General features: G+C 56.2%; 6 protein-coding genes. 1 reads left to right on the top strand and 5 read right to left on the bottom strand.

Annotated features, from left to right (window positions below; genetic code table 11):
* Nucleotides 1-15: 15 nt before the first annotated feature.
* The 5 genes from HNQ64_RS00310 to HNQ64_RS00330 form a co-directional block, all read right to left on the bottom strand.
* A complete protein-coding gene (locus tag HNQ64_RS00310; RefSeq protein ID WP_184204295.1) occupies nt 16-1,647 on the bottom strand; it encodes a ShlB/FhaC/HecB family hemolysin secretion/activation protein in 1,632 nt (543 codons plus the stop codon).
* Between the two features lie 144 nt (nt 1,648-1,791).
* Nucleotides 1,792-3,180 carry a hypothetical protein gene (locus HNQ64_RS00315; protein WP_184204296.1) on the bottom strand — a complete coding sequence of 463 codons (1,389 nt, stop codon included), beginning with the start codon at nt 3,178-3,180 and terminating at the stop codon, nt 1,792-1,794.
* Between the two features lie 44 nt (nt 3,181-3,224).
* Nucleotides 3,225-6,734, bottom strand: a complete 3,510-nt coding sequence (locus HNQ64_RS00320) for a Calx-beta domain-containing protein (protein ID WP_184204297.1) — start codon at nt 6,732-6,734, stop codon at nt 3,225-3,227.
* Between the two features lie 487 nt (nt 6,735-7,221).
* Complete coding sequence (locus HNQ64_RS00325; RefSeq protein ID WP_184204298.1) at nt 7,222-8,592, bottom strand: DUF1501 domain-containing protein; 1,371 nt, start codon at nt 8,590-8,592, stop codon at nt 7,222-7,224.
* Nucleotides 8,593-8,612: 20 nt separating this feature from the next.
* The gene (locus HNQ64_RS00330; protein WP_246430899.1) at nt 8,613-11,180 is read right to left on the bottom strand and encodes a PSD1 and planctomycete cytochrome C domain-containing protein; all 2,568 of its coding nucleotides are present in this window, start codon (nt 11,178-11,180) and stop codon (nt 8,613-8,615) included.
* A 443-nt stretch (nt 11,181-11,623) separates the two neighbouring features.
* Here HNQ64_RS00330 and HNQ64_RS00335 point away from each other — a divergent pair, with 443 nt between their 5' ends.
* Complete coding sequence (locus HNQ64_RS00335; RefSeq protein WP_184204299.1) at nt 11,624-19,369, top strand: immunoglobulin domain-containing protein; 7,746 nt, start codon at nt 11,624-11,626, stop codon at nt 19,367-19,369.
* Nucleotides 19,370-19,464 lie beyond the last annotated feature (95 nt).

Consider the following 19,464-nt stretch of genomic DNA (forward strand, 5'->3'; position numbering starts at 1 on the left):
ATGTGAATTTGAAATTTAGAAGTCCGCCATGAAGCGGATGCTGAAGAGCACTTCACCGACGTCGGTGACGCCCTGCTGGATCAACGGAATGCCCGCATCCAGGGAGCCTGAAAAGTGGTCGAACACACGGAAGCGTGTTCCGGCCCCAGCACTGGCCAGAGAGAAATGGGATGTTTGTTCTGGCAGCGGATCGTTCACTGTCAGGTAGCCAGCATCCAGAAAGACATGAAAGCGCCATTCGTTTTTGCCTTCGTCTTGGGCCTTCAAGAGAGACGGGCTGCGCAGTTCGAAGGTGGCTGCGGCGCCGTTGTCACTGACCACTGCGGGCTGCAAGTAACCCCGCACGGTGCCGACGCCACCGGCGCTGAACTGCTCATTCACGATCAAGGGCACGGGGCTGTATTGGCCCTGCAATTTACCAAAGGCCTGAAGGCCACCAGCAAGATCATGCGTGTGAGACAGGTCACCCCGGAAGTAAAAGAAGCCGGCGTCCGCATTGAAGCGTTTGTTGGCAAAGTCTTCCTCATTAGCGGTCCCAGGCAGGGAAAAATGGAAGCCCCCATTGAAGCTGGTACTGTGCTTTTTCTCCAGCCAGTTGGCAGAGTATTCCAGGCTGATGGGATAGTAAGTGATGGGCGGATCAAAAGGGATGTCCGCGATGATGAGGGAGCTGGCGAAGCTCTTGCGGTCCAGGCCAAAGCTGACGCTGTGCACAAAGCCGTCTCCCTGCGGCAAGTTCGCATTCAGCCGAAAGCCGATGACATCTCCGATGCCGATGGAGGTCGCATCGGTCTGGGCCGCGACGAGGCTGTTTTGAACGGAGCCCTGGAGCGTCAGTGTCCAGTCATCCCACCCCGGAATGGGGGCCACATAATAACCAGAGTAAACCTCTGAATCATCCAGCCGCTCTGGGGCTATTTGAAAGCTGGCCCCGATGATGTGGCCGAGTTGCCAGAGATTGTTGTAGCTCAGGCTGCCACTCAGCCGCCAAGGAGAGGTGTTCTGCGCATAGAAGTTATTCACCTCCAGGCTGCCATGAAAGGGCCGTTCGTCTTCGACATTCAGGTCAATGTCCACCGTGCCAGGGATAAGGCCTGCCCGCAGGGCCGGGGTGACACGAAGACCAGGTTGGCGGTTCAGCGCCACGATGTCCCGGCTAACATCTTTAAAGTTAGGCACCGTGCCTTCGGCAAGTGAGGGTGCCTTCTTTTTCAGGCGCTCAATGTCGTAATAACGTGAGCCATGCACACGCAGGCGACCGACAGTTGCTTCGACAACTTCGAGGATAATCACCCCTTTTTTGACCTTCTGCTGGGGAATCAATACGGAAACGGTTTGGTAGCCCTGGTCGCGATAGGCCTTCTCCAGCGCAGCCCGTGCCTGGTCCACATCTTCAGGCGTCCGCTCTGGGCCTAGGTAGGGATACACTGCTTTTTCGACGGCACGGCGATCCAGCTTTTGAGCGCCGACTACCCGGTATTCCTGCACGTAAAGGGTGCGCGCGGTATCTTGCTCTGCGCCTTCAGGCTCGGCTGAACTGCTGGCCTGACCGGAGGCAAAACTCCATGCCCCGAAGATAGCCAAAACCCAATATCCCCACAGGAGAAGGAAGGGAAATGGGGTCGTGGAGAGAGCTCGATTCGTCATTGGAAAGGTTCCTTTTTCGTTGGGTCACCTAGATTTCCGGCAGGGCCGGAAGAGGAAGCCCGTGTGAATGTTTCCATTCACACGGGGTGTGGGTCGTTGTCGGGAGGGCTGCTCATGGAAAGGAGCAGCAAAGAATGCGGCGGCTTATTTGGGCACCACGAGACCACCATCGGTGAAGCGCTCGACCTGGACGGTTGAATCATTGAAAAGGCCACCGCCTGAAGGTGCATCCACCGTGGCCACCTGATCACGCAAAGCATCCGCAAAGGTCAGTTTGGTGCCTTCCAGGCCGACTTGAGGCTTGAGGATTCGGTTGTAAAGCCACGCCGTGTAAGTGCCGGTTTTCACATTGTCCGTTGTGAGGGGGACACCATTGTAGTTCAGGGACACACCGCGATTGGCCAGCGGCACCACACCGCTGGCACCAAGCACGCGGTTGTTGGCATCACCAGGGGTCACATAACCGATGTAGTAACCCTCAGTAGCCTCGGGGTAGAGTTCTTCGAACTGCTGGCTGTCTGTATTAAAATAGCGGCCTTTGTAAGCGTTGGCGCCCAGAGTAGTGGTCAGCACCGCCGCTAGGTTAGCGCCGGAATTGTAGCCACCACTGCCGACAGGCACGGCAAAGGTACCTGGCTGGGTATTGACAGGCCACAGTTCGTGGCTGCCGACGATACCGCCATAACTAATGCCGCTGGCCGTGGTCTGAGGAGTGGAGAAGGTGGGGAACCATACATTGACCTGACTGCTGGTGCTGAAGCCGATTTCCAGGTAGGCACCGAAACGCTGCCCAGCATCTGTGTTGCGACCAATCGCATAGACAATCTTGTTCCGGTCATTGATCCAGTCTCCAGTAAACTGGGCCAGTCTTACTGAGCCCGTTTCATAAAGCTGGCGTGCCAGAGCCGAAGTGATGTTTGGCACATAACCTGGGCGGGGATTCGCTGGCGTGCCGGGAAAGCCCGGACTGGCGTAAAATCCCAACGGTGAGATGCCAACGATCTCTTCAATCACAGGACTGTAGGTCACGTTCTGGAAGCTGCCGTTGAAAGGAGAGGTGGATTGAAAGTTCGTCGAAAAACCAAAGTCGGCTTTGGCGATTTCATACTCCGCAGGATTCTGGCTGGTGAGCGGGTTTGGCAGAGATCCGCCTTCAGGCGCATCTGTCGCCAGTCCATTGGAAGCCACATATCTTTGATCAATGTTACCCGCCACAGCGGCGATGCCAGCCAGGGCACCTGAGAAGGAAACCTTGATGATCACTTCATTGGCAGGGATTGATTCGGCATTGGCGGGAAAGTATCCTCTCCAGACACCAAAGTTGGAGGCCGCTGCCTGGCTTTGAGTGCCAAAACCATTAACGCCATTGCCACGATACGTCCTGCTGGAGTCTGGCTTGAGCAGATTGAAGATGGCGTTCTGTGTCGCGGTGCGGTCACCATTGGAGGCAGTGATGCGAATGACCGTCTGGGCATCGGCTGGCAGGGCTGCCAGAACCAGAGCACTAAAGGCGAGTGATTTAAGTGTTTTCATAAAATGAGTTAGGTTGTTGCGGGCGGGTGGACGGGGTTCAGGGCTCAATTGCTGGCTTCGGTGAGGGTGACCTTGCCGCTCTGGCTGGTGCTGCCGGTAAGAGCCGTGCTCAGGAAGTAGCCAGAGGCCTCGCCGCTCTTCTGAAGGATCACCCCTTTGTAGGCGGGCTTTTTCTGAGGTGCTGGTGCCGTGAAGGTGCCGGAGAAAATGCCGGTGGTCCCGGCCACAAGAAGTGTGAATGTCTTATCCGCTGGCACGTTGGTCACCTTGTTGGCTGCTGTGATGCTGAAGCCTTTATTCACTGGTTGGTCCAAGGTGCCTTGCGTGAAGCTAAGCGACCCATTTCCAATGAAGCCTAGGATACTCGTCGTGTCTGTCTTGAGGGCTTTGACAAACTTGGAGCCGATGAGATCCGTGGTGATACCGGCTGGCCAGCCGTTTGAATAGACTTTGCTCTTAGCGTCCACAGGGCGGAACCAGAAGAGATCTTCACCATCCAGGTCTGTCTGGGCGAGGTTGTCAAACTTCACCGGGCCAGAGATGGAACCCCGCTTGGTGTAAAGCTGCACGTAAAAGGGCAGGCGGTTCGTGAGAGAAAGCGGTGCGGAAAACGTGATTGCCGAACCATCTGCCAGGGAGCCCGTCACCTTGGCCACGCCTGCATTGCTGACCACCACGGTGCCCCAGCCATCTCCCTGCGGGAAGCCACTGGCTTCAGGATTCGGATTTCCAGGTGTGGAAGCCTTGAACAAGACTGTGTAGGTCGCCACAAGGGACGGCGCTGGATTCACGAGGGGCAGCACCGGATTTTTCTTGTTGGTGTAGAGAGAGCGGTCAGCCACCCATTCGGAGACGAGACTACCGTCTTGAACAGAACCTGTAACTTGGTTGCTATTGCCGATTGCCGAGAGATCAAAGTCGAGCGCCAACGTCAGCGGTGTCTTGCCCTTGCGGACCAGGGAGGCCGTGGAGGCGAGCGCGGTGCCGAACCGGCCTTCACCGCTGGAGTGGATGCTGCCGGAGAAAGCCAGGCTCAATCCGTCAATGGCCAGCTTGCCAGAGAAGGTTCCCTTCGCTGCAACCGTAACCGTGATCAGCCCCTCTGTGCTGTTGCTGGCAGTGGTGCCTTCAGCCGCCGTTACCAGCCCGGTGTAAACACCCGCAATGGCAGGATAGGGATCATCATAGATGAAGGACTGCGTGACATTTTTGGACACGTTGCCGCGATAGTCCGTGCTGCGGACCGTCAGAATATTCGTTCCTCGAGCGACCGGAACGACCAGCTCGTAGGTGATGACGCCTTTCGCCCCGATCGTTAGCTCGGCCTCAGAGAACTCGCCATCATTGATCTTCACCTCCACCTTGGCGACACCTTTGTTATCCTTGGCCCCGCCTTTGACGACGACTTCATCCTCCTCATTGGCTGTGACTTTAGCGTTGGCTTTCGGTTCCGTGATGGTGACTGTAGGCAAGACGGCATCGAGATCGAGGATCTGCACTTCAAAGGAAATGACTGTGCCTAAGGTGGCACCGACAGGATTGGTGAGAATGACGGTAAAGAACTCATTCGGCTCGTTTTTGACGGCATCCGCATTGATCGTCACGGTGGCCGAGGCGGTGGTTTGGCCATCGACAAAATTGACCACCGTCGTCAGGGCCGTGAAATCGCCAGGAGTCACAGCACTGCCAGGCACGGTGCTGACGGTCACACTGACTGCACCTGCACTGCCATTGGTGCGAGTGATGGGAATGACAATTTGACCTGCCTCTTCGAACACGGAGCCTCGGTTTGTCGCGAACGAAAGCACCCCCGGATCGCTTGGAGGACTGGCCAGAGAGAGCGTCGTGCTGGACTGAACGCCCAGAGTGGCCTGTCCCGTCGGATTGCTAAGAGTCAGCAGGATGTTTCCAGGAGTGGCATTTCCCAAAATTCCCACCGTGGTTACGGCTTCTGTCTGGCCATCGGCAAAGGTCACCACCGTTGGGTTTGTGTAGCTGTAAGCGGTGCCGTTGGTCAGAGTTTCGCTGGAGGCATTCACCGTGACAGTGACCGCGCCCGCACTGCCGTTCTGGCGCTGTAAGGTCACTGCGACTGAAGTCGCTGTGGTAAGGGCCTGGAAAGTGGGGCTAGTGAAGGCGATCTGCCCAGGGTTCGCATTGACGGTCACCGTGGTGGAGGCCGCGCTGCCCAGAGATGTGCTCTGCGCATTGGTCAGCGTCAGCACGATGGTGCCGGGGAGAGCGGTTGCGGAGATGGCATTCAGCGGAATGCTCAGTGTTTTGGAGGCTTCATCCGCCGCGAAGTTCAGCGTGACTGGGCCTGCGAAGGTGTAGTGACTGCCATTGAGGCTGCCACCTGTAATGGAAACCTGAACGGAAACGGCATCTCCAAGGAAACCTGCGCGGACCACCTGGACCTCCGCAGTATTGGGGATGTTAGAGGCATTCAGGGCGAAAAGAGCCAGTGTCGCAGAAAAGAACTGCACTTCGCTATCGGTGTCGTTGATGGTCACCGCGGCCGAGGTCAGCCCCGTTAATTGGCTGCCACTGGAAGGTGCCGAAAGGGTGACGGTAAACCCGCGTGAGGCCGCGATCCCCGAGACATCTGTGATGGGGATGTTCACTGTCTTGGTGATCTCACCGGCAGCGAAAGTAACCCCAAAATTGCTGAGCGCGGTGTAATCCGTTCCGGCTAGGGCTGTGCCGTTCGCCGTATTCACGGTCACGGAGACATCTGAAGAAACTGCATCGGTGCGGTTGAGTGTTAGGGTCACGAACCCAGCGTCCTCATCCACGCTGTATTCCGTCTGGGCCAGCCTGATGCCCGCGACGCCGTCTGGAAGGGCTCTGCGGAAAGTAACCTCACCCGTGGAAGTGATCTGAAACGTGCCTAGGCGGCTGACGACATCGCCCGTCGCCTGGGTGTTCGAGAAACGGAAGAAATCCAGCGCCGTGCCTGCCGCACCGTTTCCAAAGTTTCCCTCAATATCCGTCCACTGGCTCAGCGTACCAAAACTGGTGGTACCGCCCGTGATTTGGAAGTGATAACTGCCCGCGACGGAAGTGTTGGTTTGAACCGCCGCAGCAGGGTTATTTGCCGTGGCCTGCAGTCCCTGATAAGCCGTGATGACACTGACAATCTGGCTCTTGGTGGAAGTGCGCGCATTCGTCGCCAAGACATTGAAAGACGGCGCGGGGAAACCTACCGGGACCTGAGCCCTTGAAGCATAAACAGGCGGATTGATCACATTCCGCGCCCCAAAAAAACCCCAGTAAAAATCACTCCGGGAATGCCAACCGCTGCCAAAGGTGGCCGACAAATCAGCTCCGACCGAACCTAAATTTACAGTGGTTCCTGGAGAGGCTGTCCGAAGGGGCGTGTCACTGCCGACATTGACGATGAGAGAGACCCCTGACCCCTGACCATCACTGGCCCGAAAGCCAAGGAAAATATCACCATCCGACGGCGTGGTCACCGGTGCGGCCACAGCCGACTGCATCACCAGCAATGCCATGGCACTGAGCGTGAGCAGTTTAGTTCTTTGAAGTTTCATGTGTGAGCGTTTGGAGTAGGGCCGCCGGCTCCGTATGGGGTGGCCGAACAGCAGGTTTGAGGGTTGGCTCCAAACTCCCTTCGCCAGGGTCATCAGGCCGTGAATGGAAATGACTTTCCAGAGACAAGAACTCACCCTTCCTATTTAGGATCGGGCGTTATTCAAAAAATCGGTGGCTTTCCCAATAGGTCAGCCTGCTCTGCTGGCTTTGCCGCCTCACAGAATTCACTCTTAACGAGTAGGGATTAAATGGACAGATATTCACCCTTGTCCAATAGGAATTAACAATTTCATTTTTTTTGATTCGATGAAAGTTGAGCGCTTTTTATCTCTCTCGGGCTGTATGAGCACTCGCCCCAATGCCGCCGAAGAGTAAAAAAAACGGCCTCTCATCCATCAGAGGATAAGAGACCGCCATTGAGCGGGCTTTTTATTTTTTGCCCAACATCCCAATCTGCGCCGCCCGTCAGACCGGCCCAACCACGGGTCAGGCAAAAATGTCTTTCGCCACCTCACCCGCCACATCTGTGAGGCGGAAGTCGCGGCCAGCATAGCGATGCGTGAGGCGCTCATGATCTAAACCCATGAGAGCCAGGAGCGTAGCGTGCAGATCATTGATGTGCATGCGGCCTTCTACAGCCTTGATACCCAATTCATCAGTTCCCCCGTAGCTATAGCCTTTTTTTACCCCTGCCCCGGCCAAGAACATGGAATAACCCGTGATGTTATGATCCCGACCATCCACGCCCTGAGCGGTGGGCAGACGACCGAACTCAGAGCCGAAGAGCACAAGGGTATCCTCCAGAAGGCCACGCTCCTCCAGATCTGTGAGCAGAGCCGCAGTCGGCTGATCTACAGAATTCGTGCGGTCAAGGAGACCTTTGTGGAGATTGTTATGGTGGTCCCAGCCGCCTTGGCAGATTTCCACAAAACGCACGCCTGCCTCACTGAGACGCCGCGCCATGAGGCACTGGCGGGCAAAGGCGGCCTTGGGCCCTGGGTCATTCACACCATAAGCGTCTTGAACTTTTTTGGGCTCCTTGGAGATGTCCAGTAGCTCAGCCACTTTCCCCTGCATGCGGAAACCAAGTTCGTAAGAATCAATGATGGCCTCGACAGGATCAGGCGCGCCCGGGCTACCTGCAAAATCTCGGTTCATGGACTGAATGAGGTCTAACTGCTTGCGCTGCAAAGGCACGGCGGAGGCAGGCTTGAGATTGGGCAGATGCCCCTGATCCGTGATGCGGGTGCCCTGATAGTGGGCAGGCAAAAAGGCGCTGCCGTAGTTCACAGCTCCACCAAAATTAGGCGGCGGATTGATGGTGATATAGCCAGGAAGGTCCTGATTGGGCGTGCCCAGTCCATAAAGTAACCAAGCCCCCATGCTAGGACGAGTGAGAGCCGCATTGGCACTGCCTGTATGGAGCTGCACCACGGCTTGCGGATGTGCAGGAGTATCCGTGTGGAGGCCGCGCAGCCAGCAGAGTTTATCTGAATGTTTCGCGATGCTCGGCAGCAACTCTGAGAACCAGGTCCCTGTCTGGCCGTGCTGGCTAAATTTAAATTTGGAAGCGGTGAGAGTGCCGCCGCCGGGGCCTGGCTTGCCATTGTTTTTAAAGAGCTCGGGCTTGTATTCAAAGGTGTCATGCTGGGACATGGATCCTTCCATGAAGACAAAAATAATACGCTTGGCCTTGGCTGGGAAATGAGAGTCCCGGGGGGCTAGGGGTTTCAGGGGAGTGCCATTGCGAATGGCCTCCGCTGCCAGCAGACCATTGAAGGCCATGTAGCCAAATCCAGCGGCCGTTGTTTGCAACGCCAGGCGGCGAGAAAAGCGAGAGGGATGATCGACAGACATGAGCGGTAGAAATAAAAAAATTAGCGGACAAAGCGGAATTCGGCCGAGGCATAAAGAGCTTGGGTGAAGCTCATCCAGGCAGCAGCTTCTGCGGTGGTCGGCTCCACGATGGTCTCCGTCACTTTGGCCTCTGTGCGGTCCACATCATCGGAGTTCGCAGGCGTGATGACGGCGGTGGTTTCAGTCGCTGCTATTTCAGGAGCGGATTCTGCCTTAGCCACCAGCGCTGGAGCCGCTGTGGGAGTGTAGGCATCTGCGTACTCCAACAAGAAAGCCTCCGCACGAGTGATCTCCGAAGTGCTAGGTTCGCGCCCCAGAGTCAAGAGATAGGCTTGACGGATTCTGGCCTGGACGGACTCTGCTTTTTGTGAGAGCAAACGCTCGGCCAGGGCCAGAGACTGCTGGCGAACGAAGGAGGAATTCATCAGGTAGAGGGCTTGAGTGGGGACGGTGGTCGTGCTGCGCTGTCCGGAGACGAGGGTTTGCTCCACCGGATCAAAAGCCTCCAGAGATTTGGGGATGACAACTCGCAACAAAGGCAGGTAAACGCTGCGCTGGAGGCCCTGGTCAGCTGCGGTATGGATGCCAGCGGCTTCGGGGCCATTGTCACGCATCTCCACCATGCGCAGCTTAGTGACAGCGAAAATTTCGGGGCGGGATTTCAGGCGACCTGACGCAGCCAGGATGGAATCGCGCATTTCCTCAGCGGAAAGACGCCGAGGTGAATGCCTCCAGACGAGACGATTGGCAGGGTCCACCTCATGGTGATTTTTCGGTGCCTCGCTGCCCAACCGATAAGCACGGCTAAGAGCCAGGGAGCGGACTAATTTTTTTGTGGACCAACCCTCCCGAATGAATTGCTGGGCGAGGAAGTCCAACAGCTCAGGATGTGATGGTTTATCCCCATTCAAACCAAAATTGTCCACGGTGGTGACAAGACCATCGCCGAAGAGGTGCTGCCAAACACGATTAACGGCGACACGCGCGGTGAGGGGATTTTGCGCACTGGTGAGCCACTGGGCGAGTTCTAGGCGACCACTCTGTGAAGGATTGATTTTCGGGCTGCCGGGGACTTCCACAGCGGAGAGAAATCCGCGCTTGACGGTCGGGCCCAGTCGCTCAGCCTCACCCCGGATGCGAATCTCTGTATCAGCGATGGCTTGAGCATCACGCACACCATGCACGGCATGGCCACGCGCAGCAGGATCTGTGAGCTCCAGTAGATCTGACTGCAGGGACTCAAAGCGGGTGCGATAACCACGCTGAACAGGGCGCCCATCGGCATCTTTTTTCAGCCCCTCAGGCGTGCCCCGAATTTCTTCAAAGGCCGTTTTCGCCTCTGCAACTTTGGCTTCTAGCTCTTTGACTTTGGCCTCTGGTGGCGGTGCGATTTTGGAAGCTAGGCGGATGAGATTGACCGGATCATAATAATCCAGGCCTCCCCCACCCATTTTGTTACGCACACCTGCGGCATTGTCCGTGCTGGTGAAGATGCCGGCTAGGGCATAGTAGTCAGCCATGGGGATGGGATCGAACTTATGATCGTGGCAACGCGCGCAGTTCACGGTGAGCCCTAGCACAGAACGAGTCACGGCATCGATCTGCTCATCCACATTGTCCATGATGAAGCGTACTTTGAAGCGCTGGTTCACATCCTTCACGCCTAAGGCCAAAAAGCCCGTAGCTGTGAGCAAGCGGTTGCGTTCTGCTTCTGAGGCAGCAGGCAGCAGATCTCCTGCCACCTGTTCCTGGATGAAGCGGTCCAAGGGCACATCACGGTTCACTGCATCAATGACATAGTCGCGATACTTCCAAGCGTGTGGATAAGGGATGTTACGGGAGGGCCCGGTGGACTCCCCATAGCGCGCCACGTCCAACCAATGACGACCCCAGCGTTCACCAAAGGCAGGAGATTCCAGCAAGCGATCCACCAGATGAGCCGCTGCCTCAGGCGTAGTATCACTGATGAAGGTGGAGATTTCTTCAGGTGTGGGTGGCAGACCTGTAAGGTCATAGGTCACACGGCGAATCCATGTGACGCGGTCCGCATCGGCCACAGGCACCAGATTCTTCTCTTCCAGTCTGGCCTCGATGAAACGGTCCACCTCTGTCTCAGCCCATGAAGCATCTTTCACAGCGGGGGCCTTCGGATTTTTCAGAGGTTGAAGAGCCCAATGACTTTTTTTCAAAGCTTCAAACTCCGGCTTTGCCCTCGTAAGTGAGGCAGGCACGCGCTCTCTGGGCCACGCTGCTCCCTGCTGAATCCAGGTGCTGAGGTCTGCGACCTGAGCTGCCGTGAGCTTATCTCCTTCTTTCGGCATGACTTTTTTGGCATCGGCATGCTGAATGCGTTGTAGCAACAAACTAGCCGCAGGATCCCCTGCCACGATAGCAGAGCCACTATTTCCGCCTAACAAGAGGCCTTGCCGATCATCCACCCGAAGACCGCCGGAAGGTTTGGTCTCAGCCGAGTGGCAGGTGTAGCAGTTCTCCACCAAGATGGGGCGGATCTTCTTTTCAAAGAAAGCAATCCTTGAAGCTTCAGGATCTTCTGCTGAAAGGGCGCCGCCGATAAACAAGGGGGCCAAAAGGGCAAAAGGTAAACGGGGCGAATGGGGGAATGGGAACACAGGGATCTCCAAAAAATTGAGAGCTGCACAGGCCCCTCTCCGGACAAGAGAGTCGGCAACCTGCAAGAGTGATGGTTCATCCTCCCTCAGCTAGGGTCGGTTATGTGAGCTATTTTGATTATATATCCCACTCAGTCAATAGGATTTATGTTTCAGCCCACTCGTTCATTGTTTTTTTGATGAACAATGCTTGTGAGGAGGAGAACAAAATCACCTTTTTTAAATTCCTACTGGACAAAGAGGAATAAAGGAGAAAATATAAACCATACTATAAAGGTATGTTTTAGTTGTGAGGTCACTGTACCAGCAACGCTGCCGATCCACTCCACGGAAGGCTCTATCCCACTTCAAGGCACCCAGCCCTTCCCACCTGCATGCAGGAAGAGGGCCTTCACACCGTTATGAAACTCCCTTACACCTTCCGTCCTCTGCTGTTACTCAGCCTGGGGCTGCCTCTATTCTCTCCGGCAGTTGATATCATCAAAACCTGGGATGGCGACGCTAACAACGCTCTCAACAACATCAGCAACTGGAACAATGACCAGCGACCTACCTTTGGTGCTGCTGCCAATACAGATGCGCTGCTGTTCCCGGGCACGGGCACTGGCGTGGTGAACGTCAATGTGGATGCCACAGCAAAAAGCATTCTCGTTAGCGGCACTCTAGGTTATTCCTTTCAGGGAGCTTTCCCGCTCCGTCTCGGGGATACCAGCACCGGCACGGTCCAGCCGAACTCGGGCTTTTTCATCAATAACTCCACGGCTAACCTAGCGCTGACGACCACGGGCGGTGTGTTCTTTTCATTTGGCAAGCTGGAGGCCGCAGGTAGCACCATCTCCGTTGGGGCGAACAGCTTCATTGACATCGGTAACGGGGCTACCACTGCCGGGCGTAACCTGACGATCACCGGGCCTAACAATGTCACCATCAGTGGCCTGATTTCTGGTTTGGGTAATCTAACGACGCCGGGTGGACACCTCATCAAACAAGGCGCAGGTAGCCTCATTCTCAATGGTAGCAGTGCCGCCTGGAATGGCCGCATTTTCCTAGATGAGGGGGCGATCCGGATCAACCGCGCTACCTCACTCGGATCAGCGGTTGGGGACACAGTTTTAGCAGGTGGGCTTTCCACGGGAAAACTAGAGCTAAGTGGCAGCATCAGCTTGGATGAGCGACTGATCATCGCTGGCCGTGCCACTGCGGATGTTCCTTTGCTGGTCAATGTCTCTGGCAATAACATCCTCACCAGTCCGCTACTGCTGAACACAGGCGGCACTGAATATGCATTGCGCTCAGATGCAGGTGTCGTCCACCTCCAGGGAGCAGTGGACTATGGCACGAGTGTAGGTGCCACGACTCTGCATTTGCAAGGTGAGGGCGCAGGTGAAATTTCTGGCATCATCGGTGCAGGTGGTGATCCGCTAGGTGTCACCAAAACAGGGTTCGGTACCTGGAGCCTGTCGGGCGCGAATGCCTTCACTGGTGCTGTGCAAATCAATGCGGGACGGTTGGATCTCACCACGGCACATGCTGCCGAAAACGCCATTGTGGTGGCAGATGGGGCTACACTCGGTCTCAGAGTCACTGAGCCAGGACAGAGCATCGCTGCTTTGTCTGTCGATCTTTCCAGCACCAATGGTGTCGCACTAGCCTATGATTTAGGCAGCTTTGGAAACCCCTCTGTTCCGGTGCTCAAGACATCTGCCCTCAATGTCACAGGTGTGGTTGGAGTGACGCTGAAGGGAGGCGGATTGAGCATCGGGCAGATTCCTTTGATTGACTATTCGGGCAGCATTGGCGGCGCGGGTTTTGCAGGTCTGCAACTTTCCGAAGTGCCTGCACGAGTGACTGCTTCATTGGTAGATGATGTTACCAATGGCCTCATTCTGCTGAATGTAACAGGCTTTGATCTGCCACGCTGGACGGGTGAGATCAATGCGATCTGGGACATCAATGATGGCACTGGCACGGGCACCACCAACTGGCGCGAAGTGAATAGCGGTGCTCTCACACGTTACCTCCAGGGAGCCAGCAGCACGGATTCCGTGATCTTTGATGACACGGCTAGCGGCACGACCACCCTCACTCTCAGCGGGCAACTTTCCCCTGCTTCCATCCGGGTCAATAACACGGACAAGACCTACACTTTCAGCGGTCCAGGCCATCTGGAAGGCTCGGGCAGTCTAACCAAAGATGGAACAGGCAGCCTCATCTTCACCAATACCACACCCAGCACCTTCACAGGCACGACTGCGATCAATGCAGGTACGGTTCAAGTAGGCGATGGCATCACAGCTCTGGCAGGCAGCCTGGGCAACGGCCCCATCCTCAATGAAGGCACGCTGGTGCTAAATCGGCCAGATGCCTACACTCTGGGAAGCGCAATCAGTGGCAGCGGCAGCCTACTCAAGCTGGGAGCGGGCACCACGACTCTGTCTGGCAACAGCAACTTCACGAGCGAATTCCTCATCCAAGCAGGCACCCTCCGCCTGGCCAATGCCAATGCCCTGGGTGATACGGCAGGGGCGACGGTGGTGAGTGAAGGTGCCGCACTCGATCTCAATGGCCAACTCCTGCCAGAGAATGAAATCCTTCGCATCAGTGGATCGGGGATTGCCCAATCTGGAGCTCTCATCAATACAGGCGCGGGTGGTGCAGGCGTAGGACTGAAAAAACTCGTTTTGACCGGACCAGCCTCTATTGGCGGCTCAGCCCGCTGGGACATTCGTGAAAGCCCAGGGGGCGTGAATGCAGCAGGCTACGATCTCACCAAAACGGGCTCCAATGTCATTCAGTGGCACAATATTGGTGAGACCCATGTGGGGAATCTTTTCATCATTGGAGCCAGCGGCCGCCTGACTCTAGGCGGCAATACCACCGCAGGCGATCGCCCAGGTGAAATCCGCATTGAGTCAGGTGCGCAACTGGGATTGGAAGAAAGCACTGTTCCTGTCACCAAACCGATCTTTTCTAACTTAGGCACGATCAATGCCACAGGAGGGACGACGAATGCCATCAATAGCACGATCCACATCACCGATGGCCTAACCGTTAATTCCGCAGCCTCCACAGAGATTATCTTGGCAGGCAAAATCACAGGCACAGGGGGGCTCACGAAAACCACGACTGGCATTGTCAAAATCACTCACGATGCCAATGATTACAGTGGTGCCACCACCATCAGTCAAGGTGCATTCTGGATCGGTAATGATGGCCCCACAGGGAATTTACCCCCTGGTGAAATCATCAACAATGGCAACCTCATTTTCCGCCGTAGTGGAGCACCGCTCGTCATCTCCCAAAAGATTTCTGGCATCGGCCAGATCACGCTGCCAAACGCCATTCCAGACTCCAATGACTACGTCGTGACCCTGAGTGGCGACAACACCTTTGAAGGAAATGTCACCATCCGTCGTGCCTTTTTGAAAATCACCAACAGCCATGCTCTAGGCAAGACTTTGCCTCCCGCAGCGGAAGGTGACCCAGCCCCCACGAAGCTGGTGGACATCTCTACCGCGCGCAGACCCACTCTGGTCCTCGACGGCAGTGCTGGTGACATCAATCTGGCTCCAACGATTCTTTTCAACACGAGCAGTGATGGTCCGACCGGGGCTATTTTTAACCAGGCTGGCAACAACATCATTCAAGGTAGCATTGACCTCACCAATGGTGGCGGTGGTAACACACGTGTCCTCGTTTCAGCGGGCAGTCTCACCCTGGCAGGCCCAGTGCGATCGGCAGCAACAGCCACCAGTGCTCGCGGACTGCTGCTAGACGGTCCCGGCTCAGGCTTTGTGACGGGTGTTCTCAGCAACGGTGGCCCCTTTGCACTCACAGTCCAGAAACTAGGAGCTGGCACTTGGGTGCTGGACTCAGCCAACACTTACACCGGCAACACAACGGTGACTGAAGGCACCCTTAAAATCGGCGTGAACGGCAGCCTAACCAATAGCTTGAATATTGATTTGGCCACCGAAGGCCGTCTGGATGTCACAGATCTTCCCGCAGGATTGACCCTCGCGGCAAACCAGTCCTTACGAGGTACTGGCACCCTTCAGGGCACCCTTCACCTGGGATCAGGTACATTTTTAAATCCAGGCACCGGAGTGATTGCAGGGACGCTCGCCATCTCCCAAAGCTTGCAATTCCAAGGTGGCACGCTTCAGGTCGGCATTACCTCCCAGACCTCGGAAGAGGTTATTTCCCATGATTCAGTCAACGTGGGTGGTGACCTCGTACTCTCCAGCCCCAGCAGCATTGAAATCGCCTCCACAGGTGTCCTTTTGAATGGCAGCTACCGCCTGATCAACTACACGGGCGCACTAATGGGAGATTTGGCGAATCTGGCGGTCATTAACCCGACACGCTTCACGGTGGCTCTGGACAGCTCCGTTCCCGGCGCGATCAATCTGAACGTCGGTGGCAGCCAAGGGAACTTGGTCTGGTCTGGCAATGGCACCTCCAATCTGTGGGATCGCACGACGCCCGCTTCATGGAATGCTGGGACGGAGCTTTTCTACCAGTCCGATGCCGTCACCTTCGATGACACCAGTGTGAATACGACGGTGAATTTGAGCGGTGTTCTCACCCCGTCTTCCGTTGTCGTTTCCGCAGCACAGAATTATGTCTTCGGTGGCACGGGATCCATCGGAGGCTTCACCGGCCTAACGAAAAGTGGCACAGGATCTTTAACACTCAACACCGCCCATAGTTTTACTGGCAAGGTCAAGATCAACGCAGGATCCATCATCCTAGGGGCCGCTGGTCGCCTCAATGGCACCCGCTGGATCGAGGTGGATGAAGGTGCCCTACTGGATGCTCAGGCAGTCATCGCCGGCATTACCTTAGGGGGAACAGAGCCCCGCATCATCAGCGGGCGTGGCACTCTGACAGGCAACTATTTGATCAACGGTGTGGCGGGCATCCGCCCCGGGGCTTCCTCACTGGAAACAGATGTCAACACCGCAGGTGACGGCATTGGCACTCTGCATTTTGGTGGCAATCTCACTCTGGGTGCTGCCGCAGAGCCTGGATTCCCACGTGCGGTACTGCGTCTTGCAGGACCGACCGGGCTGGTTGTAAATCCGCTGGATCCAGCGAGCGTGGCTGTTTTTTCCACCACCATTCCGACCCAACACGATTACTTGGCCGTCACAGGCACCCTCGCGCTGGATGCTGGCAGCACGATCCGGATCGAGCTACAGGAAAGCTACACCCCTGCCCTGGGCGATGTTTTTAACCTCGCTGATTGGGCCAGTCTGAATACCGATGCAGATGCCAATGGCACAGGCTTCAATCCACTGCTCCTCACAGACCTGGAGTTACCACCGCTGCCTGTGGGTCTTTACTGGAACCGCAGCCTCTTCCTCTCAGACGGTCTCCTCTTCATCAGCCCGGAACCGCCTGTGGTTGGCGATGTTGAATTCAATCCTGCAAACACGGTGAATCCAGAGACGGAGGTCACAGCTAGTGCAGCGGTGACAGGTCTCGAGCCCTATACCTATCAATGGAAATTCAACAACACCGCGATCCCCAATGCGACCGCTGCCACTTACACCTTCACGGCTAGCGAAGCAGCCCAGGGCAACTACACTGTGACAGTCACCAACCCCGCGGGTTCCACCACCAGTGCGCCAGCCGTCTTGACAGTCAATGACCCCGTTGGCTTTGCTAGCCCTCCTGCAAACGTCACCGTAAATCCTGGGGCCGATGCAGTCTTCACCGTTCAGGTTAGCGGCACGGGTCCATTCTTTTATAGATGGTGGAGAAACGGCAGCGTGATTCCTGGCGAAACGGAGGATACCCTCACCGTACTTTCAGTGACGGAAGAAGATCAAGGAGACTATCAAGTCGAGGTGACCAATGTGGTAGGCACACGCCTGAGCAATGCTGCCACACTTTCGGTTAACGATCCCGTGACCTTCATCGTTCCTCCCACACCTCAGGGTGGCTTACTGGGTGGCAGTGTCACCTTTAGCGTCCAAGTCGCAGGCACAGGTCCCTTCACTTATCGCTGGCGCAAAAACGGCACGGATCTGACTGAAGAGGCCGCAGCCCAGCCTACCTACACCTTGAATAATCTTTTGCTGACGGACGAAGGCAACTACTCCGTGCGCGTAACCAATGTCGTCGGCACCATCATCAGTGAAGCCGTGGCTTTGGTCGTCGCAGGGGATGCTCCGAAGGTCATCACTCTCACGCCTCACCAGCTTCGTGCTGTCGGCAGCAATGTGCTTCTTCAAGTCAACGCCATTGGCCGTCCACCGCTGACGTATCAGTGGTACTTTGGTGCCGCCAAAGTCGCTGGTGGAACCAATGCTCAACTAAGTCTTAACAACGCCCAACTCAAAAATGCAGGTACTTACCGAGTGGAGATCAGTTCCGCAGGTGAGACCCCAGTGAGCAGTGCAGGCGTGGAGCTGGGCCTGGTGGATACCACCGCACGCACCGTGACTCTAGCAAGCGGGGGAGCCACGAAGCTAGACGTGAAAGCCGCTGGCGTGGGCCTGACCTATGCCTGGAAAAAAGACGATGTCACCATCCTAGCCACGGAACGAATCACCGGTGTGGACAAAAACATCCTCAGTCTGGGTAAACCCCTGGGAGATGAGGACTCCGGCCTTTACCAACTTGTGGTTAGCGGTCCAGGAGGCACGCTCACCACTTTAGGTCACCGTGTCAGTATATTCTCAGGGGCCCCCGTCATCACGGAGAATCCGCCCATTTTCCCTGCGGCTATCGTCGGGGGAGATTTTACACCCTACACCATTCAGGTGGATGCGGACCCTGCCAAAGCCCCTCTTTCATACTCCGCCATTGGCTTACCTCCGGGTCTGAAACTGGATGCTAAAACAGGCCGTATTACGGGCCGCCCGACGGCGGTTTCCAAAGATCCCCTGGGCTACCTCGTGAAGCTGACGGCAACGAACTCCAAAGGCAAGTCCACGGCGGAAGGACGTCTCATCGTCCAGGCACTGCCTGACAATGTCATCGGCAGCTTTGCAGGCCCGATTGGTCGCAACCTCGACCTCAACAACAACCTCGGCGGACTGCTGGAACTGACGGTGACCAAAACAGGTGCCTACACGGGCAAGCTGACGCTTGGCAGCACGGTATTAGCACTGAAAGGTGCACTTCTGGTGACACCCGCTCTTGGCGAGACGGCCAGCACGCAGACCCTCCAGCAAACTGTCTTGCGTAAGGCCCTACCGAGCCTGGATCTCAGCCTGACCTTTGACGCGCCTAACAACCGCATCTCCACTGGCCAGATCACGGATGGATCTTCCACCACCTCTTTCACCGGCTGGCGCAATGTGTGGACGAAGACCCGCCCTGCGCCCGCAGAACTGGGGGCTTACCATACTTTTGCCCTTGAGATTCCCGAGACATCCCTGGGCGTGGCCAGCATTCCTCAGGGGAGCAGCTATGGCTCCTTCACGGTGAAGCCCGATGGCAAGCTGGCCATCGTAGGCAAACTCTCCGACGGCGAAGCGCTGACCTTCGCAGGCTTTGCAGGCCCGCAGGGAGAGATTGCCCTGTTGAAGACGCTTTATAAAACCGTGGAAAAAGGCTCGATCGCTGGAAGCTTGGACATCAACAGGCCTAACCTCGCGGGGACAGTCACGTGGAACCGTCCTGCCACCCCCTCAGACAAACATCGCGTCTATCGCTCAGGCTTCCCTGGCATCCTCACGCTGGCGGCCATCGGTGGCGAATACACAGCCCCAATCTCGCCGCTCGTCTTCCTAAATCAGGCAGCAGGTAGCAACGTCACCCTGAGCTTCCTAGAAGGCGGCCTAGAGGCCCTTGTGGCATCCCCTGAAGTTCTGGACATTGAAGTGAGCATCGACGCTAAAAACAAATCCACCGTGCCCCTGAGCACCACAAATCCCAGCAAGGTCACCTTAACCCTGGCGGAAAAGACCGGTGTTTTCAAAGGCAGCTTCAACCTCGAGAACCCCAACCCTCTGCCTGGTGGCAAACCGGCTCTCATCAAACAGTCCGTTAAGTTTGAAGGCATCGCCATTTGGACCGGTGAGGGGTTGAAAGGAGTCGGCTTCCAGCTCATCCAACAGCTCCCCAGTGAAGCCTCGCCGTCCGCTACCCTCACCCAGGTCCTTTCCGGTCAGGTCACATTGAAACCCTAACTGGCTGTTGACATGAGATCACATAGCTAGCCGCAACGCCAATGCGCCCCTCCCTATTAGATTCGTTTGTCTCAATCATGATCTGTGGGGAGAGG

The organism is Prosthecobacter dejongeii (assembly GCF_014203045.1).
Classification (GTDB): Bacteria; Verrucomicrobiota; Verrucomicrobiia; order Verrucomicrobiales; family Verrucomicrobiaceae; genus Prosthecobacter; species Prosthecobacter dejongeii.